General features: G+C 61.0%; 27 protein-coding genes. 17 read left to right on the top strand and 10 right to left on the bottom strand.

The features are described 5' to 3' along the window. Positions 1-12 precede the first annotated feature (12 nt). On the top strand, positions 13-603 hold the full coding sequence (locus ACA066_RS20200; protein WP_497696352.1) for a 2-hydroxychromene-2-carboxylate isomerase: 591 nt from the start codon (positions 13-15) through the stop codon (positions 601-603). Here the strand turns inward: ACA066_RS20200 and ACA066_RS20205 are convergent. Further along, on the bottom strand, positions 600-1598 hold the full coding sequence (locus ACA066_RS20205; RefSeq protein WP_497696353.1) for a zinc-dependent alcohol dehydrogenase family protein: 999 nt from the start codon (positions 1596-1598) through the stop codon (positions 600-602). The two genes, ACA066_RS20200 and ACA066_RS20205, sit on opposite strands and share 4 nt — an antisense overlap. A 104-nt stretch (positions 1599-1702) precedes the next feature. On the opposite strand from ACA066_RS20205, the gene ACA066_RS20210 reads away from it, so the two are divergent. After that, positions 1703-2623 (top strand): LysR family transcriptional regulator, encoded by a 921-nt coding sequence (locus tag ACA066_RS20210; RefSeq protein ID WP_497696354.1) that lies wholly within the window; start codon positions 1703-1705, stop codon positions 2621-2623. Here the strand turns inward: ACA066_RS20210 and ACA066_RS20215 are convergent. From ACA066_RS20215 to ACA066_RS20230, 4 genes are all read right to left on the bottom strand, one after another. Then, positions 2616-4424, bottom strand: coding sequence for an aminopeptidase P family protein (locus ACA066_RS20215; protein WP_497696355.1), 1809 nt, complete (start codon positions 4422-4424; stop codon positions 2616-2618). The genes ACA066_RS20210 and ACA066_RS20215 overlap by 8 nt on opposite strands. A 64-nt stretch (positions 4425-4488) precedes the next feature. After that, positions 4489-5646: a cysteine desulfurase family protein gene (locus ACA066_RS20220; RefSeq protein WP_497696356.1), complete on the bottom strand. Its 1158-nt coding sequence runs from the start codon at positions 5644-5646 to the stop codon at positions 4489-4491. Between the two features lie 161 nt (positions 5647-5807). Beyond that, positions 5808-6422 carry a LysE family translocator gene (locus ACA066_RS20225; protein ID WP_084323522.1) on the bottom strand — a complete coding sequence of 205 codons (615 nt, stop codon included), beginning with the start codon at positions 6420-6422 and terminating at the stop codon, positions 5808-5810. A gap of 98 nt (positions 6423-6520) precedes the next feature. Beyond that, positions 6521-6790 carry a hypothetical protein gene (locus tag ACA066_RS20230; RefSeq protein ID WP_497696357.1) on the bottom strand — a complete coding sequence of 90 codons (270 nt, stop codon included), beginning with the start codon at positions 6788-6790 and terminating at the stop codon, positions 6521-6523. Positions 6791-7272: 482 nt separating this feature from the next. Here ACA066_RS20230 and msuE point away from each other — a divergent pair, with 482 nt between their 5' ends. The 4 genes from msuE (at position 7273) to ACA066_RS20250 (ending at position 11443) form a co-directional block, all read left to right on the top strand. After that, positions 7273-7836, top strand: a complete 564-nt coding sequence (gene msuE, locus ACA066_RS20235; protein WP_084323526.1) for an FMN reductase — start codon at positions 7273-7275, stop codon at positions 7834-7836. A 10-nt stretch (positions 7837-7846) separates the two neighbouring features. Next, the gene (gene ssuD / locus ACA066_RS20240) at positions 7847-8992 is read left to right on the top strand and encodes an FMNH2-dependent alkanesulfonate monooxygenase (protein WP_497696358.1); all 1146 of its coding nucleotides are present in this window, start codon (positions 7847-7849) and stop codon (positions 8990-8992) included. Positions 8993-9130: 138 nt separating this feature from the next. Continuing rightward, positions 9131-10318, top strand: a complete 1188-nt coding sequence (locus ACA066_RS20245; RefSeq protein WP_497696359.1) for an acyl-CoA dehydrogenase family protein — start codon at positions 9131-9133, stop codon at positions 10316-10318. 21 nt (positions 10319-10339) lie between these two features. Beyond that, complete coding sequence (locus ACA066_RS20250; protein WP_084323532.1) at positions 10340-11443, top strand: sigma-54 interaction domain-containing protein; 1104 nt, start codon at positions 10340-10342, stop codon at positions 11441-11443. Here ACA066_RS20250 and ACA066_RS20255 read toward each other — a convergent pair. Continuing rightward, positions 11440-11805 (bottom strand): antibiotic biosynthesis monooxygenase, encoded by a 366-nt coding sequence (locus tag ACA066_RS20255; RefSeq protein ID WP_497696360.1) that lies wholly within the window; start codon positions 11803-11805, stop codon positions 11440-11442. The two genes, ACA066_RS20250 and ACA066_RS20255, sit on opposite strands and share 4 nt — an antisense overlap. 95 nt (positions 11806-11900) lie before the next feature. On the opposite strand from ACA066_RS20255, the gene soxR reads away from it, so the two are divergent. Beyond that, entirely contained in the window at positions 11901-12368 is a 468-nt protein-coding gene (soxR, locus tag ACA066_RS20260) for a redox-sensitive transcriptional activator SoxR (protein WP_497696361.1), read from the top strand. Positions 12369-12466: 98 nt separating this feature from the next. On the opposite strand, the gene ACA066_RS20265 is transcribed toward soxR, so the two are convergent. From ACA066_RS20265 to ACA066_RS20275, 3 genes are all read right to left on the bottom strand, one after another. Continuing rightward, positions 12467-13237: a MetQ/NlpA family ABC transporter substrate-binding protein gene (locus ACA066_RS20265; RefSeq protein ID WP_497696362.1), complete on the bottom strand. Its 771-nt coding sequence runs from the start codon at positions 13235-13237 to the stop codon at positions 12467-12469. A gap of 75 nt (positions 13238-13312) precedes the next feature. Next, entirely contained in the window at positions 13313-13978 is a 666-nt protein-coding gene (locus ACA066_RS20270) for a methionine ABC transporter permease (protein ID WP_497696363.1), read from the bottom strand. A gap of 2 nt (positions 13979-13980) precedes the next feature. Further along, entirely contained in the window at positions 13981-15195 is a 1215-nt protein-coding gene (locus ACA066_RS20275; RefSeq protein WP_497696364.1) for an SfnB family sulfur acquisition oxidoreductase, read from the bottom strand. Positions 15196-15462: 267 nt separating this feature from the next. Here ACA066_RS20275 and ACA066_RS20280 point away from each other — a divergent pair, with 267 nt between their 5' ends. The 10 genes from ACA066_RS20280 to ACA066_RS20325 all read left to right on the top strand — a co-directional run bounded on the left by ACA066_RS20280 (position 15463) and on the right by ACA066_RS20325 (position 23584). After that, positions 15463-15921, top strand: coding sequence for a VOC family protein (locus ACA066_RS20280; RefSeq protein ID WP_497696365.1), 459 nt, complete (start codon positions 15463-15465; stop codon positions 15919-15921). 212 nt (positions 15922-16133) lie between these two features. Beyond that, positions 16134-17009 carry an alpha/beta fold hydrolase gene (locus ACA066_RS20285; RefSeq protein WP_497696366.1) on the top strand — a complete coding sequence of 292 codons (876 nt, stop codon included), beginning with the start codon at positions 16134-16136 and terminating at the stop codon, positions 17007-17009. A 329-nt stretch (positions 17010-17338) separates the two neighbouring features. Continuing rightward, entirely contained in the window at positions 17339-18541 is a 1203-nt protein-coding gene (locus ACA066_RS20290; protein WP_497696367.1) for a PepSY-associated TM helix domain-containing protein, read from the top strand. Then, positions 18538-19080, top strand: coding sequence for a PA2404 family protein (locus ACA066_RS20295; protein ID WP_497696368.1), 543 nt, complete (start codon positions 18538-18540; stop codon positions 19078-19080). Before ACA066_RS20290 ends, ACA066_RS20295 begins: the two co-directional genes overlap by 4 nt. Beyond that, positions 19077-19406 carry a hypothetical protein gene (locus ACA066_RS20300; RefSeq protein WP_497696369.1) on the top strand — a complete coding sequence of 110 codons (330 nt, stop codon included), beginning with the start codon at positions 19077-19079 and terminating at the stop codon, positions 19404-19406. Before ACA066_RS20295 ends, ACA066_RS20300 begins: the two co-directional genes overlap by 4 nt. After that, positions 19403-19975, top strand: coding sequence for a DUF6162 family protein (locus tag ACA066_RS20305; RefSeq protein WP_497696370.1), 573 nt, complete (start codon positions 19403-19405; stop codon positions 19973-19975). Before ACA066_RS20300 ends, ACA066_RS20305 begins: the two co-directional genes overlap by 4 nt. 35 nt (positions 19976-20010) lie before the next feature. After that, positions 20011-20937: a metal ABC transporter substrate-binding protein gene (locus ACA066_RS20310; RefSeq protein WP_497696371.1), complete on the top strand. Its 927-nt coding sequence runs from the start codon at positions 20011-20013 to the stop codon at positions 20935-20937. Next, positions 20934-21782 (top strand): metal ABC transporter ATP-binding protein, encoded by an 849-nt coding sequence (locus ACA066_RS20315; RefSeq protein WP_497696372.1) that lies wholly within the window; start codon positions 20934-20936, stop codon positions 21780-21782. The genes ACA066_RS20310 and ACA066_RS20315 overlap by 4 nt, the downstream gene beginning before the upstream one ends. Beyond that, on the top strand, positions 21782-22681 hold the full coding sequence (locus tag ACA066_RS20320; protein ID WP_497696373.1) for a metal ABC transporter permease: 900 nt from the start codon (positions 21782-21784) through the stop codon (positions 22679-22681). The genes ACA066_RS20315 and ACA066_RS20320 overlap by 1 nt, the downstream gene beginning before the upstream one ends. Then, the gene (locus ACA066_RS20325) at positions 22682-23584 is read left to right on the top strand and encodes a metal ABC transporter substrate-binding protein (protein WP_497696374.1); all 903 of its coding nucleotides are present in this window, start codon (positions 22682-22684) and stop codon (positions 23582-23584) included. 926 nt (positions 23585-24510) lie between these two features. Here the strand turns inward: ACA066_RS20325 and ACA066_RS20330 are convergent. Beyond that, positions 24511-24738 (bottom strand): MbtH family protein, encoded by a 228-nt coding sequence (locus ACA066_RS20330; RefSeq protein ID WP_008033724.1) that lies wholly within the window; start codon positions 24736-24738, stop codon positions 24511-24513. Positions 24739-24753: the final 15 nt, after the last annotated feature.

A 24753-nucleotide genomic window follows, 5' to 3' on the forward strand; every position in this document is an offset into this window, starting at 1 on the left:
AGAGCATCGACCATGAGCAAAACCGTGGAGTTCTACTTCGACCTTGGCAGCCCCGCCACCTACCTGGCTTACACCCAACTGCCGAAAATCTGCGCGCAGACCGACAGTCAGCTGATCTACATACCGATCCTGCTGGGCGGCATCTTCAAGGCCACCGGCAATGCTTCACCAGCGACCATTCCGGCCAAGGGCGTCTATATGTTTCAGGACCTTGATCGTTACGCCAGACGCTATGGAGTGCCGCTGAAGTTCAATCCGAACTTCCCCATCAATACACTCATGCTGATGCGCGCGGTCACCGGCATGCAACTGCGCCATCCGGAACGCTTCCAGGCCTTTATCGACTGCCTGTTCCATGCGATTTGGGTTGAGGGTCGCAACCTCGATGACCTGGCGACCGTCGCCACCGTGCTGACGCAGAACGGCTTTGATCCCACAGAAGTGCTGGCTCTGACGGCTGATGAAGACGTCAAAGCCGCGCTCAAGAACAACACCGAGAAAGCCGTGCAACGCGGCGTGTTCGGCGCACCCAGCATGTTTGTCGATAACCAGCTGTACTTCGGCCAGGATCGACTGGACTTCGTCCTTGAAGCCCTGGCTTAAATCTCTATGACCAACCGCCCCTGAGCCGCTCCCGAAACGAGCAGCTCATGAGCGGCCCCGGCAGTTTCCAGTGTGAACGTCCGAGGATCCATCAAGGGCATCAGCTTGCCCGCCTCTATCAACCGCGCCGTCTCGCGAAGAATCTCCCCGTGATGCTCACGCCCAACACCGGTGAGCAACGGCAACAACGTGAACACGCCCGAATACGTTGCCCCGCGAAACGAAAGCGGCGCCAGACTATGCTGCCCCCAACCGAGGCAACTCAACACATGGCCGTGATACACCCGCACCGCCTTGAAGGAAGCATCCAGCGTTTCACCGCCCACCGTGTCATAGACGATATCGAAGCCCTCTCCATCCGTGTGCTGCGCTACATAGTCCTCAACCGAAGACTGACGGTAATCGATAAACGTCGCACCGAAACCTTCGATGATTGCCCGCTGCCCTACAGAACCTGTCGCAAATACCTGGGCACCGAAGGCACGGGCAAGTTGTACCGCAACATGACCTACACCACCCGCCCCGCCGTGAATCAGCACCTTCTGGCCCGCCCGCACCCGTGCCCGATCCACCAACCCTTCCCACGCGGTGATGAGCACCAGCGGCAACCCCGCCGCCTCACGCATGTTCAAATTGCCTGGCTTGCGCGCCAGCAACCGGGCATCGACCGCTGCGTATTCCGCCAAAGAGCCCTGCGCACCGCCAATTCCGGTTGCCATGGCATAAACCTCATCGCCCGGCAGCCATCCGGTTACGCCCTCCCCCACAACTTCAACGATTCCCGCCAGATCAATGCCCACTGTCGCCGGCAACGGCTGACGCGCATGGGCCGCCTGGCCGGCACGAATTTTCCCGTCCAGTGGATTTACCCCGCCGGCCTTGATCCGGACCAGCACCTGCCCCGCTTCGGGCACTGGCCGTTGAATGGAAGCCAAGCGTAGCGGCGCATTAGCCGAGTCGACAATCAGAGCGCGCATTTCAATCAAGTCAGTCATTTCGCATATTCCCGTCAGAGGTGCCTGTGGGATAAATCTTCCTCCCGCTCACTCATACCGATAAGACGCTATATAGCTATAGTGACCATGCCCATTCGGCATCAATGAGAAACCCCGTGGACAAACTCAATGCAATGGCGATCTTCGTCCGGGTCGTCGAACGCGGCAGTTTTTCTGCCGTTGCCCGAGAAATGCGGACCAGCCAGCCAACCATCAGCAAAGTCTTGAAAGCGCTGGAAACCGAACTGGGTGGAAAATTGATCGCCCGCAGTACCCGTCAGCTTTCCCTGACCGATGAAGGGCAGCGCTACTACGACGAATGTCGACAAATCCTCGCGGCCGTCGATGCGGCGGAGCACAGCTTCCAGTCCGGCAGGGAGCGCATCGCCGGTCACCTGCGCATCGGTTCCTCGGTGAGTTTCGGGCGTTTGCAAATTGCCCCGCGCCTGGCGGAATTCCTGAAACGCCATCCCGGCATCGACATTGACCTGCAACTGAGTGATCAAAACCAGGACCTGGTCCGCGAAGGGCTGGACGTCACGTTCAGAATCGGCGAGCTGGCCGACAGCGGCCTGATCGCCCGCCATATCGGCACCACTTATCGAGTGACCGTCGCAGCGCCGGACTACCTCAATCAACACGGCCAACCGCGATCACCGGAGGAACTGAGCAGGCACAACTGCTTGCAGTTCAACCTGCTGAACAGTCAGAACCTGTGGGTTTATGAGAAAGATGCCCAGCGCCACGAAGTGCGGATCAAGGGCAACGCACAAAGCAACAACTCGGAGGCGATCCGCTGGATGGTGCTGGGCGGACTGGGGATTGCGCTGTCGCCGGTATGGCTGTTCAGCAAAGACCTGAAGGCGGGGCGAGTGAGGGCGATTCTGCCGGACTACATTGCGCAGTCGCTGCCGATCCATGCCGTGTCCCCGGCGAATCGTCGCCAATCCGCCAGGGTCAAAGCCTTTGTCGACTACATGAGCCAGGCGCTGCAATCAGCGCCTGAACTCAGGCCGATCAGATAGCGGCCGTTCGAGTGTTCAACCACTCCAGCGCTGCGCCGTCGAGCAACGGGCTCAAACGTTCGCGCACGTCGGCGTGATACGCGTTGAACCATTGTTTTTCGTCCGACGTCAGCAGCGACGGCTCGAGGCAGCGGGTGTCGATCGGGCACAGGGTCAGGGTTTCGAATTTCAGGAACTCACCGAATTCGCTCTTGCCCGCTTCGCGGTTCAACACCAGGTTCTCGATCCGTACGCCCCAGCGGCCCGGACGGTAAGTGCCCGGTTCGATGGAGGTGATCATGCCCGGCTGCATCGCGGTTTGCGGTGCCGCAGCGGCTTGATAGGCAATGACTTGCGGGCCTTCGTGAACGTTGAGGAAGTAACCGACGCCATGACCGGTGCCATGACCGTAATCGACGCTTTCAGCCCAGATCGGCGCACGAGCGATGGAATCCAGCAACGGCGACAAAATACCCCGAGGGAATTGCGCACGGGACAAAGCAATCACACCTTTCAACACTCGGGTGCAATCGCGCTTCTGCTCATCCGTCGGCGTACCGACCGGCACCATCCGCGTGATGTCGGTGGTGCCGCCCAGGTATTGGCCGCCGGAGTCGATCAGCAACAGACCGTCGCCTTCGATCACCGCGTGTTCTTCTTCGGTGGCGTGGTAATGCGGCATCGCACCATTGGCGTTGAACGCGGCAATGGTGTTGAAACTCAGCGACACATAGTCCGGACGGCGGGTACGCGCCGCGGTCAGGTGTTCGTCGATGGTCAGTTCGGTGATGCGCTCGCGGCCCCACGCCGACTCCAGCCAGGCGAAGAATTCGCACAGCGCCGCGCCATCCTGCTCCATGGCCTTGCGAATATGCTCGGCATCGGCCAGGCTTTTTTGCGATTTGGCCAGTGTCGTCGGGTTCAAGCCTTCGACCAGTTTTACGCCGCTGTCCAGGTTGTCCAGCAAGCCAGCCGTGACACGCGCCGGATCGACCTGCAGGCTCGCGCCGCTCGGCACCGCGCGCAGGGCATCGGCCACTTCGCTGTAGTCGCGCAGGGTTACGCCATCCTGTTCGAGGATCGCGCGCAGCTCGGCGCTGACTTTGCTGAGGGAAACGAACAGGGTGGCCTGTTGCTGGCTGATCAGAGCGAAAGAGACGAACACCGGGTTGAACGACACATCGCCGCCGCGCAGGTTGAACAGCCAGGCGATGTCGTCAAGGGTGGCGATGAAATGCCAATCGGCACCCCGTTCTTTCAACACCTCGCGCAGGTTGGCGAGTTTTTCGCCACGGCTGACCGTCGCCTGAGGCGGCAAGTGCTGATAGATCGGCTCGTTCGGCAGCGTTGGGCGATCGCTCCAGACTGTGCTCAGCAGATCGATGTCGGTACGCAGACGGGCGCCGCGCTCTTCGAGTTTGCCACCCAGCGTACGCGCCGAGGCCACGGCCATCACCGCACCGTCTACCGCGACGACGCCGCCTTCAGGGGTTTGCTCGGCCAACCAGTCCAGCGGCCCGGGCTGACCCGGTTGCAGCTTGACCAGCTCGATGCCACTGCCCTTGAGTTCCTTGGTCGCTTGCTCCCAATAACGGCTGTCTGCCCAGACGCCGGCGAAATCCGGCGTCACGATCAGCGTGCCGACCGAGCCGTGGAAACCCGACAACCATTGCCGCCCTTGCCAGTAACCGGGCAGGTATTCCGACAGGTGCGGGTCGGCCGACGGCACCAGCAGGGCATGAATGCCCTCCCGGCTCATCAGCTCGCGGGTGTGCGCCAGGCGCTCGGGCACCGATCCATTGATCGAAGGCTGCGTACTCATCATGTCTCCTGCTAATCACTTCATCATTACTGTTGAGTGCCGATCTCGGTCGGCGCTAAAGGCGCTACTGCCAGAATGCCGGAGCACTGGCGCAGGCCGCTTTGATCAGGTGCACCGCCTGGTCGATATCCTGCTCGGTGGTAAACCGGCCCAGGCTCAAGCGAATGGTGCGACTCGCCGAACGGGCGTCATGCCCCAGGGCAAGCAGCACGTGGGATGGCGCATTGCTAGCGGAGTTGCAGGCCGAGGTCGCGGAAAAGGCGATCGAGGTGCTCAATGCCACCGAGTTGAACTCGCCTTCGTTGAAGGTCAGGCTCAGGGTATGGGGAATGCGCTGGGTGAGGCTGCCGTTGAGGCGAACGCCAGGAATGCTCAGCAGTTGCTCGAGCAAGCGTTCACGCAGACGCGCGATCCTGGTTTTCTCTTCATCGAACAGTTGCGCCGCCAACGCGAAGGCCACGCCCATGGCGGCAATCTGATGAGTCGCCAACGTACCGGAACGCAAACCGCCCTCGTGGCCGCCGCCGTGAATCTGCGCCTGCAAACGCTGCTGCGCGCGAGGCCCGACATATAACGCGCCGATGCCTTTGGGGCCGTAGATCTTGTGCGCCGAAAACGACATCAGGTCCACCGGCAACCGCGTCAGGTCGATCGACACTTTCCCCGTGCCCTGAGCGGCATCGACATGGAACAGCGCGTCGCGGGCACGCACTACCTCGCCGATGGCGGCGATGTCATTGACCGTACCCAACTCGTTGTTGACCAGCATCAGCGACACCAGAAAGGTGTCCTCGCGCATCGCCTCGCTCACGGCTTGCGCGGTAATCAGACCTTCCTCGTCCGGCACCAGATACGTCACTGCAACACCCGCGTCCTGCAATTGCTTCGCAGTGTCGAGAATCGCCTTGTGTTCGATCTGGCTGGTGATGACATGGCCACCGGATATTCCCCGGGCCTGGGCCACGCCCTTGAGGGCAAGGTTGTTTGATTCGGTGGCGCCGGAGGTCCAGACGATCTGGTCTGCTTTCGCGCCGACCAGTTCGGCCACCTGCTGCCGTGCCTGCTCGACCGTTTGCCGGGCCTGCTGGCCGAACGCATGGGAGCTGGACGCCGGGTTGCCGAAGTTGCCGGAGAAACCCAGGCATTCGACCATGACCCGGATGACCCGCTCATCCACCGGCGTGGTGGCGGCGTAATCAAAATACAACGGACGTTTATTCATAAAAGACTCGCAGAGCTTGTTCCGGGATCAGGTGCTGGGAACCAGTCAACCAGCAATACCTGATCGGATGCGTAATAGAAGTACGACTTCATTGAAAAGTGCGTAGGAACGCTCCTGAAGTCGAGCTTAACAGGCATCGGGCAACCGGATGAAGCAATGCGTCAGCTAAAGCTTTCGAGTAACAACGGATACAGCGAAACCACCAGCAGCGCGGCCATGCCCCAGTTGAACAGGCGCAACCAGCGACGGTCCTTGAGCACATTGCGCAACAGCGTGCCGCACGCCGCCCAGACACCGACGCTCGGCAGGTTGATCAGGGCGAAGACTGCCGCAATCACGACCACATTGGTGAAATAGCCCTGCATCGGCGTGTAGGTGCTGATCGCACCGATGGCCATGATCCACGCCTTGGGATTGACCCACTGGAACGCCGCCGCGCCGAGGTAGCTGATCGGTTTGCTCTCCCCCTGTTCACCGTCGGATACCGGCCCGGAATGCGCGATTTTCCACGCCAGGTACAGCAAATACGCCGCGCCGACATAACGCAGCACGGTGTAGAGCAACGGATAGGTTTGAAACACAGCGCCCAGGCCGAAACCGACTGCCACGACGAGCACAAAGAAGCCGCAGGTAATGCCAAGCATATGGGGGATCGTGCGGTTAAAGCCGAAGTTCACGCCCGATGCCAGCAACATGGTGTTGTTCGGGCCGGGAGTGATCGAGGTGACGAGGGCAAACAGGGCGAAGCCCAGCAGCAGATCGAGCGAGAGCGTCATCGGTGGCAGTCCATCAGGGTCAGTCAGGTATTGACCCTATCGCACACCCCGGGGGAAACCCATGGACAGTTGGGTGAAACTTCGAGCAGTACAGTCGCTCAGCTTGGACGGCCGTGAAGCTGGACAGCACGCTCGGCGTTCATCTCGCCCTGTTTGTCGAAACTGAAGGATTTCTGCGGTTCGCCGAGCAATTCGGCTTTTTTCGCGTGGTATTCGTCGAAGGACAAGCCACGACGATTCAATGCCTCCATCGCCAGTTCCCTGCTTTCTTCAGCGGTGTAAGGCCGCAGTTCCGGAGAAACATGGCTGGCACATCCGGCGAGAACGGAAACCGCGAGCAGCAAGAAAGTGGTGAGTAGGGTTTTCATGATGTGGCGTCCTGGCATCTGGGTTCGGGGCAATGAATACAGGCTACCCGCGCCTCTCGATGGGCAGAAATCAACGCTTTCGATAGTGGGTATTGAGGTTGGATCACTACACCCTTGCAGGAGCCGGCTTGCTAGCGACGACGGCCGTAAGAACACCGTATTACTCAAGGGCCCCTTCGCCAGCAAGCCGGCTCCTACAAGATCGTGCATATTTCCTAATGATCTATAAATATCATTCAATGATCTTTTGAGGAATAACAAAGAGCCTTTATAACAACCCCATCGCCTTTCACAACTGTTGCCCACGCAACTGTTTGCCAGGCAACAGCCATTCAACAAACAGTGCTGAAAATCAAACGGCGCACCGTCAACCCTGCGCCGCAAGCCCCGGAAAACATGGGGCCGATGGATTGGTACAGCTCTTGCTCAAGCCCTGTGACTACTCACTGCTCGCTGAGCAACTGTTTAAAAAGGAACTGATCATGTCGCGTCCATTGAAAGTCGTTGCCCTGTCCGGCGGTACCTGGCGGCCGTCCCGTACCTTAGTGCTGACCCAGGCGCTGTTGGCCGAACTGGCCGGGCAATTGCCGATCGAGAGCAAGCTGATCGAACTGGGCGACATTGCCCGTCCACTGGGCGCTGCACTCTCGCGCCAGGAACTGAGCGCAGACATCGAAGCCGAGCTGCAAGCCATCGAGAATGCCGATTTGCTGATCGTCGCCGCGCCGGTCTATCGCGGTTCCTATCCGGGCCTGCTCAAACACCTCTTCGACCTGATCGATCTGAACGCGCTGATCGATACGCCGGTGCTGCTTGCCGCCACCGGCGGCAGCGAACGGCATGCGCTGGTCCTCGATCATCAGCTGCGGCCTCTATTCAGTTTCTTCCAGGCGCTGACCCTGCCGATCGGCGTCTACGCCACCGAAGCCGATTTCGCCAATTACCAAATAACCAGTGAGCCCTTGAAGGCCCGCATTCGTCTTGCTGCAGAACGCGCTGCGCCGTTGTTCGGCGTGCACCCCAAAAATCTGCTGAAAATCGCTTAAGGATCTCTTCATGGATGTTTTCTGGTTTCTGCCTACCCACGGCGACGGCCATTATCTGGGCACCACTCAGGGCGCCCGTCCGGTGACCCTCAATTATCTGAAACAAGTGGCACAGGCCGCCGACAGCCTCGGCTACCACGGCGTGCTGATTCCCACCGGACGCTCCTGCGAGGATTCGTGGGTGATCGCTTCGGCGCTGGTGCCGTTGACCGAACGCCTGCGCTACCTGGTGGCGATTCGTCCGGGCATCATCTCGCCGACGGTCTCGGCGCGCATGGCGGCCACGCTGGACCGGCTGTCCAACGGCCGTTTGCTGATCAACGTGGTGACCGGCGGCGACCCGGACGAAAACCGTGGCGACGGCATTTTCCTCGATCACAGCGAACGCTACGAAGTCACCGACGAATTCCTGAAGATCTGGCGCCGGGTGCTGCAAGGCGAAGCGGTGGATTTCGAAGGTAAACACCTGCAAGTGCAAAACGCCAAAGCCCTTTATCCGCCGGTGCAGAAACCCTATCCGCCGCTGTACTTCGGTGGTTCTTCCGAAGCCGCCCATGAACTGGCCGCCGAACAGGTCGATGTCTACCTGACCTGGGGTGAACCGCCGGCCGCCGTGGCGGAAAAACTCGCCGATGTGCGCGAGCGCGCGGCACGTAACGGGCGCACGGTGAAGTTCGGGATTCGCCTCCACGTGATCGTGCGCGAGACCGCGGAAGAGGCCTGGAAAGCTGCTGACAAACTGATCGAACACATCAGCGACGAGACCATCGCCGCCGCGCAGAAGTCGTTCTCGCGTTTCGATTCCGAAGGCCAGCGGCGTATGGCGGCGTTGCATGACGGACGTCGCGACAACCTGGAGATTTCCCCCAACCTCTGGGCCGGTGTCGGCCTGGTGCGCGGTGGTGCAGGGACGGCGCTGGTGGGTGATCCGCAGCAAGTGGCGGCGCGAATCAAGGAATACGCGGACTTGGGGATCGAAAGTTTCATCTTCTCCGGCTACCCGCACCTTGAAGAGGCGTATCGCTTTGCCGAGCTGGTGTTCCCGTTGTTGCCTGAACCGTATGCCAGCCTGGCCGGACGCGGTGTCACCAACCTCACCGGGCCGTTTGGCGAAATGATCGCCAATGACGTGCTGCCCGCCAAAGCCACTGCCTGACACACATACTCTTGTAGGAGCAAAGCTTGCTCGCGATGCAGTCACCGCGGTTTGTTCAGATGGACCGCGTCATCGTTCATCGCGGGCAAGCCTTGCTCCTACAGGGGATCGGTGTTGAATTCACAGAGGAACCCCCGCGTGACTGCCAAGCCGCAAAGCGCCCTGTTATCCCCCCTGCAAACCGCCCGCCAGTTGGCCGCCGAGTTTGCGTTGACCGCTGTCGAGCGCGACGAGCGCGGTGGTACGCCGAAAGCCGAGCGTGACGCGTTGCGCCATAGCGGCCTGCTCGCCTTGAGCATACCGGTCCAGTACGGCGGCCTCGGCGCCAGTTGGAGTGAAACCCTCACCATCGTGCGCGAGCTCGCCAAGGTCGACAGCTCGATTGCCCACGTCTTCGGTTTTCATCACCTGATGCTCGCCACCGTGCGCCTGTTCGCCCGAGCCGAGCAGTGGCAGCCGTGGTTCGAACAAACGGCACGCAAGAACTGGTTCTGGGGCAATGCCCTAAACCCGCTGGACACCCGCACCGTGGTGAAAAAACTCAGTGGCTGGCGCGAGTTTTCCGGCAAGAAAAGTTTCTGCTCCGGCGCCAGCGATTCGGAAATGCTGATCGCCTCGGCGGTGGACGAAAGTGCCGGCGGCAAGCTGTTGATCGCCGCCATTCCCAGTGGCCGTAGCGGCATCACGCTGCACAACGACTGGAACAACATGGGCCAGCGCCAGACCGACAGTGGCAGCGCCACGTTCGAACGGGTGCGGGTCGAAGAATCGGAACTGCTGCTAGATCCTGGCCCGCTGAGCACACCGTTCGCCTGCCTGCGACCCTTGATCGCGCAGCTCACCTTCACGCACATGTTCCTCGGCATTGCCGAAGGCGCCTTCGAAGAGGCGCGGCAATACACCCTCACCGAAACCCGTCCATGGCACAAATCCAGCGCTCAGGATGTGCGTCAGGACCCCTACGTGCTCGGCCATTACGGCGAATTCTGGGTGGCGCTTGAAGGCGTTCGCCTGCTGGTGGAACGCGCGGCCGATCTGCTCGACAAGGCCTGGGCGAAAGGCCCGAACCTCAGCGCCGAAGAACGCGGACATCTGGCCACGGCCATCGCCACGGCCAAGGTCGCCGCCACCCGCAACGGCCTCGAACTCTGTAGCCGGCTGTTCGAAGTGACCGGCGCGCGTTCGACTCACGCCTCCCTGCGGCTGGACCGCCACTGGCGCAACCTGCGCACGCAAACTCTGCACGACCCGGTGGATTACAAACTTCATGAACTGGGCGATTGGGCACTGAACCAGTCCCTGCCGATTCCGACTTTCTATTCATAGCCCTCTCATGGAGCCTGCCCCATGCAACTGCTGACTTTACCGCCCTCGCCCGCCCTGGCGACCTCCATCCGCGCCACGGCCCAGGTGTTCGAAGACCCGAAATCCCAGGCCCTGCTCGCCCACATCCAACAAGTCGCGCCCAGCGAAGCCAGCGTGTTGATCATTGGCGAAACAGGCACTGGCAAGGAGTTGGTGGCGCGACATATCCACAACCTCAGCGCCCGGCGAAACCGACCGTTCGTGGCGGTGAACTGCGGTGCATTCTCCGAATCCCTGGTCGAGGCCGAGTTGTTCGGCCACGAAAAAGGCGCGTTCACCGGGGCCTTGAGCGCCAAGGCGGGCTGGTTCGAAGAGGCCGATGGCGGGACGTTGTTCCTCGATGAAATCGGCGATCTGCCGATGGCGATTCAGGTCAAGTTGCTGCGGGTGTTGCAGGAGCGCGAAGTGGTGCGACTGGGTTCGCGCAAGAGCATTCCGATCAACGTGCGCGTGCTGGCGGCGACCAACGTGCAACTGGAAAAAGCCATCAACGCCGGGCATTTTCGCGAGGATCTGTATTACCGCCTCGACGTGGTCAGCCTGGAACTGAGCCCGTTGCGTGATCGCCCCGACGACATCCTGCCGTTGACCCGACACTTCGTCGAAGCCTACAGCCAGCGCCTGGGCTACGGCACTGTCACCATCAGCAAAGAGGCCGAACTGAAACTGCGCAGCTACAGTTGGCCGGGCAACATTCGCGAACTGGAAAACGTCATTCACCACACCCTGCTGATCTGCCGTAACGGCGTGATCGAACGCGATGACTTGCGCCTGTCGAACATGCGCATCGAGCGTCAGGACGATCACCACGCGGGCGTCGACGACTCACCGGAAGCCTTGCTTGACCGGGCGTTTCAGAAGCTGTTCGAGGAACAGGCTGGCGCGCTGCACGAGAAGGTCGAAGACGCCCTGTTGCGCGCGGCCTACCGCTTCAGTCATTACAACCAGGTGCACACCGCTGCCCTGCTGGGCTTGAGCCGCAACGTGACGCGCACGCGACTGATCAAGATCGGCGAACTAGCGGTGAACAAGCGTCGGCCCACGGAAAACGTGCAGGGCGAGCGTCTGATGCAATTGTCGATCTAGCTCACCAGATTGCAGTGCAGCGCGTTGTCGTGGCTGCGCTCCAGGCTGTGCAACACCTGGAACGAGCCGAACGTCACGGTTTTCGCCTGATGGGCGCGGATCAGCTGCCAGAAATCCTGCTCGCCGCTTTCAAAGCTCTGAAACGCGGCTTCCCCCGCCTCGCGAGATTGCCATTGCAGGTAATTGAGCACCCGCCGGCCATCGTCGCTGGCCTGGATACTGGCACTCAGAAATCCGCTGTAGCCTTGGGCCAGACGTTCGGTCTGCTTCGATAACGCCGTCACCAATGCAGGTTGCTGATGGGGTTCGATCTCGAATTCGATCAACTGGGTGAAGCTGCGATTTTTCTCTGGCGCTTGCATGAAAAGTCCCCACTGACGTGTAAGACGGATCTTGCGATCCGAAGGCCTGCAGGGTAAAACCTCGAGTTAACTAGAGGTCAAGAGGCATTTTTCAAATGATTACCTCGGAAAACCTGCACAAGGAACTCACCGTCGGCCAATTGGCCGCCCGCAGCGGCGTGGCGGTCACGGCGCTGCATTTTTATGAAGCCAAGGGGCTGATCAAAAGCAATCGCAATCAGGGCAACCAGCGGCGTTATCCACGGGAAGTGTTGCGGCGGGTGGCGCTGATCAAGGTGGCGCAGCGCCTGGGGATTCCGTTGGCGGAGATTGGTGAGGCGCTGAAAACACTGCCGGATAACCGCGCACCGACGGCGGCGGACTGGAAGGTGTTGTCGGCGCAGTGGAGTCGGGAACTGGATGAGCGGATCAATCAGCTGACCTTGCTGCGGGACAAGCTCAACGGCTGTATCGGCTGTGGGTGTTTGTCGATGGAGGCGTGTCCGTTGCGCAATTTTGGGGATGTGCTTGGGGAGCAAGGGCCGGGGGCGCAGCTTCTTGAATCAGGGGCAGATCCGAAATAGCGGCACGGCCATCGCGAGCAGGCTCGCTCCCACATTGAAATGCATTCCCCTGTGGGAGCGAGCCTGCTCGCGATGGCGTCCTGTCAATCAACGAAAATTTAGAACCCCGGCGCAATCTGCCCTTTGTAGCGGGTCAGGATGAACTGCCGAACTTCATCGGAATTCAACGCCTTGGCCAGTTTCTGCAAACCCGGGTCATTGATGTTGTCCGGCCGGGCCACCAGAAACTCGATGTACAGGCTCTTGCCCTTCTCGACGATCAACGCGCTGTTGGTGTCGATCCCCGCTTCCAGGGCGTAGTTGGCGAAGACAAACGCCAGGTCCACCTGGCTCACCGAACGCGCCAGTAACGCACCTTCGAGTTCACGGATTTTCAGGTGTTTCGGGTTTTCGACGATGTCCCGCTGAGTGGCCAGTGTATTGCTTGGGTCCTTGAGCTTGATCAGCCCGGCTTCGTGCAACAGCACCAGCGCGCGGCCGGTGTTCACCGGATCATTGGGGATGGACACGGTGGCGCCATCCTTCAGCTCGGAAATGTTTTTGATCCTGGTCGAATAGGCCCCGAACGGTTCGATGTGCACGCCGACCACCGGCACCAGATCAGTGTGGCGGGTTTTGTTGTAGTCATCGAGAAACGGCCGGTACTGGTAGTAATTTGCGTCGAGATTCTTCAGCGCAAGCTGCTGGTTGGGCTGGATGAAGTCGGTGAAGACCTTGATGTCCAAATCCACGCCTTCCTTGGCCAGGGTTGGTTTGACGAACTCGAGGATCTCCGCGTGCGGCACCGGCGTGGCACCGACGGTGAGTTTTTCGTTGGCGTGAACGCTCAACGACACAAGGGCAGCCAGAATGGCCAGGGTCTTTTTCATGTTGTGCTCCTAGGCAGATTGAGTGGCCGTCGTGGGGTGGACGTGGGGCCTGAGTGTTTTTCTTGAATCGAATATTTATCGTCGGCTGTAACGCGCCACCAACCGGTCGCCGGTCATTTGCAGGACCTGGACCAGAATCAGCAGAAGCACCACGGTGACCACCATCACGTCGGTCTGAAAACGCTGGTAGCCGTAGCGGATCGCCAGGTCGCCCAGACCGCCGCCGCCGATAACCCCGGCCATCGCCGTGTAATCCACCAGCACGATTGCGGTGACGGTGACCGCCGCCAGCAACCCACCGCGAGCCTCCGGCAACAAGGTGTGACGGATGATCTGCCAGGTGGTGCCACCCATGGCCTGGGTCGCTTCGACGACGCCGCGATCGACTTCGCGCAAAGCGGTTTCCACCAGCCGCGCGAAGAACGGCGTGCAACCGACCACCAGCGGCGGAATGGTGCCCGGCACGCCGAGCGAGGTGCCGACCAGCAGCGTGGTCAGCGGAATCAACACAATCAGCAAAATGATGAATGGCAGCGAACGCAGCATGTTCACGATGACCGACAGCACCCGATAAACGCCGATGGCTTCGTGCAACTGGCGCTTGCCGGTGAGGAACAGCACCACACCCAACGGCAACCCCAGCAGCACGGTAAAACCGAGGGCGGCACCGAGCATGCTCAACGTATCGAGGCAGGCCTGGCCGATGTCGGCCCAGTAAATGTTTTTGAACAATTCGGCCATGATCAGGACCAGTCGTGGCGCGGCGGTTTGACGCCGTTGAGCAACCAGTTGCCGACCACGTGGTACTTCCAGCGCACCGGGTCATGCAGGGTGTGCACCCGTGCGTTACGCCAGTGCCGATCGAAGTTGTGCTTCTTCAGGGTCGAACGGGTGCCGCCGAGTTCGAACAGTTTGTTGCTGGCTTCGATGGCGATTTCGGTGGTCAGCACTTTGGCCTTCGCGACGGCGAGGGACGCTCGGGCGACGTTGTCTTCATCGGGTGCCGAACGCGCCGCATCCAATACCCAACCGGCGCGCTCCAGCAAGGCTTCGGCGGCTTCCAGGCGAATCTCCAGACCGCCAACCTGAATGATGGTCAGCGGATCTTCACTGGCCTTCTCCACGCCGGCATCGATCCATGGCCGAGCGAACTGCTGAACGAAGGCGATGGTGTCGCGCAGGGCTGCTCGGGCGATGCCAGCGTCGATGGCGGCGGTGGTCAATTGCGCGAACGGGCCGGCCAGGGTCGGGCTCTCATAGGATCGCCAGGTCGGGAACACGTTGAACGCCGGGACGTGCAGATCCTCGGCCAGCACAGTTCCGCTGGACGTGGTGCGCTGACCGATGCTGTCCCAGTCGTCGACGATCACCAGCCCTGGGGTGCCGCGTTCGACGAAGGACAACTGGCCCTTCTGCTCTTCATCCAGCGCCAGCACCGCCAGCCAGTGGGCGTAGAGCGAGCCGGTGCAGTAACCCTTGCGGCCGTTGATCACATGGCCGTCGCCATAGCGGCGGATAGTCGCCTGAATGTCCTGCACGTTCTTGCCGCCGGTTTCCGACAAGGCATTGGCAAACCGATGCCCTTGCAACGCCAGACCGAAGAAGTGCGCCTGCTGCTCGGGCGTGCCTTGCAGGCGGATATCTTCCAGCAGGCAATAGTGGTTTTGCGGGATCTGCCCCAGGGACGGGTCGGCCGCCGAGATGATCGCGATGACCTGCGCCAGCACCGCGTACGACACCTGCGCGCCGCCGAATTCCTTCGGCACGCTGATGCCCCACAAGCCACTGTTGGAATACAGGTCGGCGATCTCGGCAGGCACCCGGCGCGTGCGGTCGCGCTCGGCGTCCTGCTCCAGCAAAACCGCGGCGACGCGCTCGGCCACGCGCAAGGCTTCGGCTTCGTCGGCGATCCGATGGGCGGCCGGCGGGTTGATCGGATAAACGGCAGATTCAGGCATATATGTCTCTCGGCACCAGTGTTTACCGGAGGACATTGCAGCTTCTGTGCCTGACCGTCCGAGCCCGTGCTTTCGGGCAGTTCAGCGGTAATTTCGGGGTTTGAACAGACGCAACCCGAGCATTCTGTTGCTTCACTGTTGAAGGCTGAACAGTGGCGCTGCTGCTCGTCGGGCACTCGGTTGCCGGAAAGGGGGTGACCTATAGTTATCCGACCGGAAATCGGCGAAGGAACACCTTTCACTCAGACAAGAACAGGGAGACCGATCATGAGCGTCAAACCCATTCCAGAGGGTTATCACAGCATCACCCCGTATCTGGGCATCCAGAAAGCGGCGGAAGCCATCGAGTTCTACAAGAAAGCTTTCGGTGCCACTGAAGTCATGCGCCTGTCCATGCCCGACGGCGGCATCGGTCATGCCGAACTGCGCATCGGCGATTGCCCGATCATGCTCGGTACGCCGTGCGACCAGGGGCCGTTGAGCAATCCGGACACGTCACCGTCCGTGGGTTTGCATCTGTATGTGAACGATGTGGACAAGTCTTACAAACAGGCGATCGCGGCCGGCGGCACGGTGGTGTCCGAGGTCAAGGATCAGTTTTATGGTGACCGTTCGGGGACCTTGAAGGATCCCTATGGGCATTTATGGTTTCTGGCCACGCGCAAGGAGGATCTGACCCAGGAGCAGATTGAGCAGCGGGCTAAGGAGATGTTCAGCCAAGGTTGAGTTTTGTGGTGAATGTTCAGGCCCCATCGCGAGCAGGCTCGCTCCCACATTGGAATGCATTCACCTGTGGGAGCGAGCCTGCTCGCGATGGGGCCATCAGCAACACCACACATTCCTCGAACACACTTCATGAACAAGCCCACCACGCTTTGCGCCTTGCCCTCACCGCGCAACACTTTCAGGATGCTGGCAACTACAACAAGGAGACCTCCATGTTCGCCGGATTCCTGAAAGACCAGCTCCACGTAAACGGTGTCGACATTGCCTACCGCATCGGCGGCAGCGGCCCGGGCTTGCTGTTGCTGCACGGACACCCGCAGACCCACGTCATCTGGCACAAAGTCGCCGAACAACTGGCCGAGCACTTCACCGTGATCGCCGCCGACCTGCGCGGTTATGGCGACAGTGCCAAACCGCCGGCCAACGATCACCATACAAATTACTCCAAACGCGAGATGGCCAAGGATGCCGTGGCGCTGATGAACGCCATGGGCTTCGAGCGGTTCTCGGTGCTGGCCCACGACCGGGGCGCTCGCGTAGCCCATCGCCTGGCGCTGGATCATCCGGATGCCGTGCAACGCATGGTGCTGCTTGACATCGCTCCCACGCTGTCGATGTACGCGCAAACCAATGAAGCCTTTGCCCGCGCCTACTGGCACTGGTTCTTCCTGATCCGCCCGGCGCCGTTGCCGGAAACCCTGATCGAAGCTGACCCCGAAGCCTACTTGCGCAGCGTGATGGGCAGTCGCAGCGCCGGACTCAAACCCTTCACCACCGAAGCCTTTGGCGAATACCTGCGTTGCCTGAAACTACCGGGCACTGCGCGCGGGATCTGCGAGGATTACCGCGCCAGTGCCAGCATCGACCTGGAGCATGACCGCGCCGACATCGACGCCGGCCATCATCTGAACCTGCCGTTGCTGGTGTTGTGGGGCGCCGAAGGCACGGTCGGGCGCTGTTTCGAACCGCTCAAGGAATGGCAACTCGTCGCCACCGATGTGCGCGGCAAAGCGCTGCCCGCAGGACATTACATCGCCGAAGAAGCCCCCGAATTGCTGCTCGCCGAAGCGCTGGCTTTCCTGCGCTGACACCCGCAGCGCGCTCACTGAAATCTGTGCCTGATGAAGATCAACTGTGGGAGCGAGCCTGCTCGCGAAGGACGTCAACGATAACGCGTGCGGTCTGAATGAACGGGTTGTCCGGACGTTTTTCGCGAGCAGGCTCGCTCCCACAGGGTTTTGCATTTATAGAAACAGGAAACAATTACTTTCATATCCCGGTTCGGGATTTCTGATTCTCATTCGTCTTATATAGATGCAGTCGGTTCGCGTAGGCAAAAGCCACGACCGTACTTTTCATGGACCCCACGCTGGGAAGCCCGCAGCCAAGGCCCTCTCATCAATACAAGACCTTGATCATGTCAAAGAAATCCCGTTCAAAACTCTGGTTTCTGGTCCATAGCTGGCTGGCGCTGCCCATCTGGTTTTTTGTGCTGATCGTCTGTGTGACCGGCACGTTGGCGGTGATCAGCCAGGAAATCGTCTGGCTGGCCAACCCGCAGATGCGCGCCAGCCAACCCGCAGACGATGCGCCGCTGCTGAGCTACGACCAGATCATCGCGGCGATCAAGCAAGTTGAGCCGCAGATCCTGGTCGAGAGCATCAGTCGGCCCGACGAATCACATTTCGCCCTGGACGTGGAAGTCACTTACCCCGACGGCCGTTCGGTAGTGGTGTACGTCAACCCGTACAGCGGCGTGATCCAGGGCACGGCCCCGCAATTCAACTTCAGGGCGTTCACCCGCGCCTTGCATGGCTGGTGGCTGGTGCCGTTCACCAATGGCTACAGCTGGGGCTGGTATCTGGTGTCGTTTCTCAGCCTGCCGCTGCTGGCTTCGCTGATTACCGGGCTGGTGGTCTACAAGCGCTTCTGGAAAGGTTTCCTGCGACCAACCCTGCGTATTCGGCACGGCGCGCGGATTTTCTGGGGCGACTTTCACCGCCTCAGCGGCATCTGGTCGATCTGGTTCATCGCAGTGATTTCCGTGACCAGCACCTGGTTCCTGGTCGAAGCGTTCATGTTCGATAACCAGATCACGATTTCCACCGCCCCGGTGGCGCCCGTGGTTCCGCGAGAAAGCGTGCCCCTCACCGCCGATGGCTCGCCGGCACCGATGATCAGCCTGGAAACCGCGATCCGCGAAGCGAAGGAACGCATTCCTGGCCTCGAAGACAGCTTCGTCAGCCTGCCCGCCAATGCCTACAGTTACCTCTCGGTGGGCGGCCGCAGTTGGTATCCGCTGATGTTCCAGACCGCCGAGATCAACCCGTACACCGGCGATGTGGCCGTCACCCGCCTGCTCTCGGACCGCTCAGGCCTGGAGCTGGTGACCGAATCGATGCGTCCGCTGCACACCGGTGATTTCGGCGGGATCTGGATCAAGCTGATCTGGTTCTTCTTCGGCCTGCTCCTGAGCATGATGGTCCTCAGCGGCCTGCTGATCTGGACCAAGCGCACCGCCCTGGCCACCGCTAATGCCCTCAAGCGCAGCAACAAACGTCCGCGCACTGCCGATGCCGCTCAAGCCACCAGCCGCGACACCACGGAGGTCAGCCAATGAGCCTGTTCGCCGCCGAAAAACCGGGTTCAAAACTGAGCCGCTTCTGGCACAAATGGCGCTTCCACATCAACGTGCTGCTGTTGCTGGTGCCGCTGGGCTTCATGCCCAAATACTTTGCCGATGCCGCGCTGTTTCGCGGGGACACCGGCCTGGGTGAGCGGGAAATCGGGGAAGTTCAAGTCGGGCCGTGGAGCCTGCGCCTGGCGGAATTCCGCAACGAAGCACCGCGCCTCGACGGCCCGGCCGGCTACATGAAGAGCTTTAATGCGGCGTTGTGCGACAGCTGCCGCGAGCAGGTCAAGGCGACGTACCTGCGCATTGGCAAACCCCGCAGCCTGCGCGCCGCCGGGGTAATTTTCTTTGGCACGCCTTACCGCATGGGCGCCATGCTGCCGATTCCGGAAAAGACCAAGGCCGACGCCGAGCTGTGGATCACCATGGAAGGCTGGGACGGCGCGATGCATCAAGCGTCCATCCCGCTGAGCCAGGCATCCCCCGCCACCCTTGAGTGGCTGAACAAACAAGGAGGCAAACCATGAGCAACGCCTTTCGTCCTCTCCACGCTGTTTTGCTGGTGCTCTGCGCCGGCTTCAGCGCCAGCGCCCTGGCCCACAACCCGATGTGCGAGTGCAAGGCCATCGACGCCGAGCAGATTCAGTGCACCGGCGGTTTCTCCGACGGCAGCGGCGCACCGGGCGTGACCCTCGATGTGATCGGCTACGACGAAACTATCCTGGTGCCGGGCAAGCTCGGTGCCGATTCCAAATTGACCTTCAAGAAGCCCAGCGCCGAGTTCTACGTGCTGTTCGACGCCGGTCCCGGCCACGTCGTCGAGATCGACCAAGCGGACATCGAAGCCCCATGAGTACGCCCACTACGCACGTCGTCCGCCCGGCCGGTGCCGGCCATGAAACCCTCTATGTGCTGCTGTTGTGCCTGATGATCCTGGCGGTCGCCGGCTCGGTGGTCGCCTGGCGCCATGAGTCCCAGGAAACCAGCAACGTCAGCAGCCATCAACTGGATGCGCGCCGCGACCTGAGCGCTTCCGAGCAAGGCATCTACGCCGACCTGCGGGTGACGCTGGACGAGATTCACCTGCTGCGTCAGGAACAGCAAACCCTGCCGACACCTGCAACCCTCGCCGACGAGGGTTTTGCGCCGTTTGCCCAGGACGCCAGTTCCGTCAGCCGTGGCGCTCATGCCTGGCAATTGCTCGACGCCAAGGGTTACTTCGGCCAGAGCCAGACGCCCGCCGTGGCCGGTTCGTTTCTGATGCGCCTGACCGCTGAGGATGACGCGCCGGACATCTGGCTCAACCGTGCCGCCGACCTCAAGGCCCCGACCGACCTCACTGACGCTGCGCTGGAAAGCGCTGGCTGGCAGCAGATCGTCGCGCAATTCGATGCCGGCGTGACCCGCCAGCACCGGCACTGAACCCTCGCTTCCACCCGAGAGAAGACCGCTTTCCCATGCCTATTTCATCTCAACGCTCTTTCTTGCGCCTGCTGCTGGTCGGGCTGCTCGCCTGCCTGCTGACACCCCAGGCCAGTGCCGACGAAGCCAAGCGTCTGCGCATCGGCATCACCCTGCACCCTTATTACAGCTACGTGGCCAACATCGTCGGCGACAAGGCTGAAGTGGTGCCGCTGATTCCGGCCGGTTTCAACCCCCATGCCTACGAGCCCCGCGCCGAAGACATCAAGCGCATCAGCGGACTGGACGTGATCGTGCTCAACGGCGTCGGTCATGACGACTTCGCCGACCGCATGATCGCTGCCAGCGAAACGCCGAACGTGCCGGTGATCGAAGCCAACGAAAATGTGCCGTTATTGGCCGCCACCGGCACGGCCGCGCGCGGAGCCGGCAAAGTGGTGAACCCGCACACCTTCCTGTCGATCAGCGCCTCGATCGCTCAGGTCAACAACATCGCCCGGGAACTCGGCAAGCTCGACCCGGCCAACGCCAAGACCTACACCCAGAACGCTCGCGCCTACGGCAAGCGTCTGCGGCAGATGCGCGCCGACGCCCTGGCGAAACTGACCCAGGCGCCGAATGCCGAGTTGCGGGTGGCCACGGTTCACGCGGCCTACGACTACCTGCTGCGCGAATTCGGCCTCGAAGTCACCGCTGTGGTCGAACCGGCGCACGGCATCGAGCCGAGCCCGAGCCAGTTGAAAAAGACCATCGATCAACTGCGCGAACTGGATGTGAAAGTGATCTTCTCGGAGATGGATTTCCCGTCCACCTACGTCGACACCATCCAGCGTGAATCCGGGGTAAAGCTGTACCCGCTTTCGCACATTTCCTATGGCGAATACACCGCCGACAAATACGAAAAGGAAATGACCGGCAACCTCAACACCGTGGTCCGGGCGATTCAGGAGTCTGGCGCATGACTGCTAAAGAAACCATCGGTTCGACCAACCCCGAATCCCCTGTGGGAGCGAGCCTGCTCGCGAAGGCGTCCAGTCAGCCGACATCATCGTTAAATGACACACCGCAATCGCGAGCAGGCTCGCTCCCACAGGTTTCGGGACCGACGCTGGATTTTGCGGAGGTCAGCCTGACGCTGGGTCGCACGACGATCCTCGACAAGGTGACCTTCCAGGTTCAGCCCGGCAGCGTGCATGCGCTGGTCGGTCCCAACGGTGGCGGCAAGAGTTCCTTGATCAAGACCCTGCTCGGGCAGATGCCGCATCAGGGTCGCCTGAGCCTGCAATGGCCGGGCGAACCCGGCACCATCGGCTATGTGCCGCAAGCGCTGGAATTCGATCGCGGATTGCCAATGACCGTCGACGATTTCATGGCCGCGATGTGTCAGCGGCGCCCGGCGTTTCTCGGGTTGAGCAAGCATTACGCGGTGGCGATTGGTGAAGCGCTGGAGCGGGTTGGCATGCAGGACAAACGCAAGCGGCGCATGGGCGCGCTGTCCGGTGGTGAGCGTCAGCGCGTGTTGCTGGCGCAGGGGCTGATTCCGGCGCCGCAGTTGCTGGTGCTCGACGAGCCGATGTCGGCCCTCGATGAGGCAGGCATTCAAGTGTTTGAGCGGTTGCTCGGCGACTGGCGCAAGAGCGGGATTACCGTGCTGTGGATCGAGCACGATCTGGAAGCGGTCGGGCGTCTGGCGGATCGCGTCACCGGGCTCAATCGCCGGGTGTTGTTCGATACCACACCGAAGCAGGCACTGACGCCCGAAAGATTGTTGACGCTGTTTTCAACCCATCCACGGAGCGCTGCCTGATGAGTTACGAAGCCTTTCGCTTGATGGTTCAAGACTGGGCATCTTCAGGTTATCTGCCTGAAGCACTGGCCTATGGATTCGTGGTCAACGCCCTGCTCGCCGGTTTGCTGATCGGCCCGGTGCTGGGCGGTTTGGGCACGCTGGTGGTGGTCAAGCGCTTTGCGTTTTTCTCCGAAGCCGTGGGTCATGCCGCATTGACCGGCGTCGCCATCGGCATTCTGCTCGGCGAGCCCTACACCGGGCCGTATGGCAGCCTGTTCGGTTACTGCCTGTTGTTCGGCATTTTGCTCAACTACCTGCGCAACCGCACGGGACTGGCGCCGGATACGTTGATCGGTGTGTTCCTGTCGGTGTCGTTGGCGCTCGGCGCGAGTCTGCTGCTGATTCTGGCGGGCAAGATCAACGTGCACATTCTGGAAAACGTGCTGTTCGGCTCAGTGCTGACGGTCAACGGCAATGATTTGCTGGTGTTGGCCATTGTCGGTTCGCTGGTCATGGCGCTGGCGTTGCCACTGTACAACCGCATCATGCTCGCCAGTTTCAACCCGCAACTGGCGGCGGTGCGCGGCGTCGCGGTGAAGACCCTGGATTACCTGTTCGTGATTCTGGTGACGCTGATCACCGTGGCGGCGGTGAAAGTCATCGGTGCGATTCTGGTCGGTGCCCTGTTGGTCATTCCGGCAGCAGCGGCGCGCTTGCTCAGCCAGTCGCTCAAGGGTTTCTTCTGGTGCTCGGTGCTGATCGCCACGGTCAGCACGCTGTGCGGGATCCTCGCACCGATTGTATTCGACCTGCCTATCCCGTCCGGCGCCGCGATCATTCTGGTGGCCGGTATCGCCTTCGCCCTCGCCGCCATTGCGCGCGGCGTCGTCCCAAGTCTGAAAGGGAACCTCGGATAAATGTCATTTTCTCTGCGTCAACTGAGCCTGGCCGTCGCCCTCTGCGGTCTGGTCAACACCTCCTTCGCGGCGGACAGCGCCAAACCGCTGCATGTGCTGGCGTCCCTGCCGATCACTTACGGTCTGGGCGAAGTGCTGCTCAAGGGCACTAACGTCAATCTTGAACGTGCGGCGCCGGCGAATCTGCCTGGCAGCCGTCAGACGGCTTACTTCACCGGACGCGGCGCGCCGGCGCTGGCCAAACTGGCGACGGCCGCCGATGCGGTGATTGGTCTGCGCTCGCTGTGGGCGGATGATCCGCTGTACCCGATCTCCCGGCGCAGCAACATTCGTATTATCGAAGTCGACGCCGCGCGCCCGGTGGACGGCGCCCTGCCCGGTATCGCCGTGCAGCCGGGCAACAAGGTCGATGGCTTGAACAGTCAGCCGTGGTTTTCCAGCAACAACATGGGGCGCATGGCGGATGTGATGGCAGCGGATCTGGTGCGTCTGGCGCCGGAGGCCAAGCCGAAAATCGAGGCCAACCTGGCAGCGCTCAAGCAGCGCTTGCTCAAGTTCAGCGCCGACAGCGAAGCGCGGCTGGCCAGTGCCGACAACCTTAGCGTGATGAGTCTGAGCGATCACTTTGGCTATCTGATTGGCGGCCTCAACCTGGAGCTGATTGGCCTCGATGCGCGGCCGGATGCCGACTGGACGCCTGAAGCGCTGAAGCAATTGGGTGCGACGCTGAAGGACAATGATGTGGCGGTGGTGTTGCATCATCGGCAGCCTTCGGAGGCGGTGAAAGCGGTGATTAATGAGGCCGGTAGCCGGTTGGTGGTGTTGAGTGTGGATGCGGAGGATCCGGTGGGTGAGCTGGAGGGGAATGTGGATTTGGTGATTAAGGGGTTGAGTGGGGCGTAGCTGGGCATTTTCTTTCGGGTGTACATATCCGTTGCTGCGGTAACGGCGGCTTATGGTTCCGCCCTTACGGCGGGTCACTTGGAAAAGCCCCAAGTAACCAAGGGCTTTTGCCCCTTTCGTTCGGTGGCTCGCTTAGGCTCGCCATGCCCTCGCTCCGGTCCTGCTCCGTGGGCCCGCCGCCATCGGCCATCCATGGCCGGGGGCGGCTAACCCGGCATCCATGCCGGGTTGCCCACTATGCAGAACCTCCACTCGGCCTCTCGAGGGGGCGACTACCGCCACAGCACCGCGAGGCGGCCTGCGGGCCGACCTGGCTCTTCGTGTGTATGCATTTCCCCTGTGGGAGCTAGCCTGCTAGCGATGTACGTTAACGATAACGCGTGCGGTCTGAATGAACGCGGTGTCTAGACGTCCATCGCTAGCAGGCTAGCTCCCACAGTGGATTTTGGTGGCGGGCATGACATGGGTGTTCACCGCCGATGACCTTGACGCACATCAGGTCGGCTATCAGGGCGCCTCGCTTTGGCTTTTGATCTGGCTTTGGCTTTTGATCTGGCTTTTGATCTTGATCTGCCCCGTCGGAAGGCCGAGCGCAGGTTCTGCGCAGTGGCTACCGCGGCAAGGATGCCGCGGTAGCCGCCCCCGGCCATGGATGGCCGATGGCGGCGGGCCCACGGAGCAGGACCGGAGCGAGGACATGGCGAGCCTAGGCGAGCCACCGTACGTCAGGGGCGCAGGCGCTTGGTTACTTGGCGCTTTTCCAAGTAACCCGCCGTAAGGGCGGTGACGAATGGCAGGGTGAAGACAGTTGCTCCCACAGGGATCAATGTGTACTCACGAAACACACCTCCAGGCAACACAACGTCCAGAGCAAAAAAAGCCCGCTGACCTTACCGGTCCAACGGGCTTCTCTTTGCGCGAAAACCTTAGTGAGCCACAGCCGCCTGCTCTTCCATCTTCTTGCGCAAGCTCAACGGACGCATGTCCGTCCAGGTTTCTTCGATGTAAGCCAGGCATTCCTTTTTCAGCCCGCTCTTGCCCACGGTGCGCCAGCCTTCCGGCACGGCTTTGTAGTCGGGCCAGATCGAGTACTGCTCTTCGTGGTTGACCACGACCTGAAAGAGGATGTCCTCGCGGTCGAATACTGACGTCATGGTGTCTCTCCATCG

The organism is Pseudomonas sp. LBUM1651 (genome assembly GCF_059716135.1).

Coding starts and splice junctions, on each gene's coding strand:
- ACA066_RS20295 (WP_497696368.1), top strand. CDS start 18,538: ATGAGCCTGTTCGCCGCCGAAAAACCGGGTTCAAAACTGAGCCGCTTC.
- msuE (WP_084323526.1), top strand. CDS start 7,273: ATGTCGCGTCCATTGAAAGTCGTTGCCCTGTCCGGCGGTACCTGGCGG.
- ACA066_RS20270 (WP_497696363.1), bottom strand. CDS start 13,978: ATGGCCGAATTGTTCAAAAACATTTACTGGGCCGACATCGGCCAGGCC.
- ACA066_RS20225 (WP_084323522.1), bottom strand. CDS start 6,422: ATGACGCTCTCGCTCGATCTGCTGCTGGGCTTCGCCCTGTTTGCCCTC.
- ACA066_RS20210 (WP_497696354.1), top strand. CDS start 1,703: ATGAGAAACCCCGTGGACAAACTCAATGCAATGGCGATCTTCGTCCGG.
- ACA066_RS20315 (WP_497696372.1), top strand. CDS start 20,934: ATGACTGCTAAAGAAACCATCGGTTCGACCAACCCCGAATCCCCTGTG.
- ACA066_RS20220 (WP_497696356.1), bottom strand. CDS start 5,646: ATGAATAAACGTCCGTTGTATTTTGATTACGCCGCCACCACGCCGGTG.
- ACA066_RS20310 (WP_497696371.1), top strand. CDS start 20,011: ATGCCTATTTCATCTCAACGCTCTTTCTTGCGCCTGCTGCTGGTCGGG.
- ACA066_RS20290 (WP_497696367.1), top strand. CDS start 17,339: ATGTCAAAGAAATCCCGTTCAAAACTCTGGTTTCTGGTCCATAGCTGG.
- ssuD (WP_497696358.1), top strand. CDS start 7,847: ATGGATGTTTTCTGGTTTCTGCCTACCCACGGCGACGGCCATTATCTG.
- ACA066_RS20255 (WP_497696360.1), bottom strand. CDS start 11,805: ATGCAAGCGCCAGAGAAAAATCGCAGCTTCACCCAGTTGATCGAATTC.
- ACA066_RS20275 (WP_497696364.1), bottom strand. CDS start 15,195: ATGCCTGAATCTGCCGTTTATCCGATCAACCCGCCGGCCGCCCATCGG.
- ACA066_RS20305 (WP_497696370.1), top strand. CDS start 19,403: ATGAGTACGCCCACTACGCACGTCGTCCGCCCGGCCGGTGCCGGCCAT.
- ACA066_RS20250 (WP_084323532.1), top strand. CDS start 10,340: ATGCAACTGCTGACTTTACCGCCCTCGCCCGCCCTGGCGACCTCCATC.
- ACA066_RS20320 (WP_497696373.1), top strand. CDS start 21,782: ATGAGTTACGAAGCCTTTCGCTTGATGGTTCAAGACTGGGCATCTTCA.
- ACA066_RS20230 (WP_497696357.1), bottom strand. CDS start 6,790: ATGAAAACCCTACTCACCACTTTCTTGCTGCTCGCGGTTTCCGTTCTC.
- ACA066_RS20300 (WP_497696369.1), top strand. CDS start 19,077: ATGAGCAACGCCTTTCGTCCTCTCCACGCTGTTTTGCTGGTGCTCTGC.
- ACA066_RS20265 (WP_497696362.1), bottom strand. CDS start 13,237: ATGAAAAAGACCCTGGCCATTCTGGCTGCCCTTGTGTCGTTGAGCGTT.
- ACA066_RS20325 (WP_497696374.1), top strand. CDS start 22,682: ATGTCATTTTCTCTGCGTCAACTGAGCCTGGCCGTCGCCCTCTGCGGT.
- ACA066_RS20200 (WP_497696352.1), top strand. CDS start 13: ATGAGCAAAACCGTGGAGTTCTACTTCGACCTTGGCAGCCCCGCCACC.
- soxR (WP_497696361.1), top strand. CDS start 11,901: ATGATTACCTCGGAAAACCTGCACAAGGAACTCACCGTCGGCCAATTG.
- ACA066_RS20330 (WP_008033724.1), bottom strand. CDS start 24,738: ATGACGTCAGTATTCGACCGCGAGGACATCCTCTTTCAGGTCGTGGTC.
- ACA066_RS20285 (WP_497696366.1), top strand. CDS start 16,134: ATGTTCGCCGGATTCCTGAAAGACCAGCTCCACGTAAACGGTGTCGAC.
- ACA066_RS20205 (WP_497696353.1), bottom strand. CDS start 1,598: ATGACTGACTTGATTGAAATGCGCGCTCTGATTGTCGACTCGGCTAAT.
- ACA066_RS20280 (WP_497696365.1), top strand. CDS start 15,463: ATGAGCGTCAAACCCATTCCAGAGGGTTATCACAGCATCACCCCGTAT.
- ACA066_RS20215 (WP_497696355.1), bottom strand. CDS start 4,424: ATGAGTACGCAGCCTTCGATCAATGGATCGGTGCCCGAGCGCCTGGCG.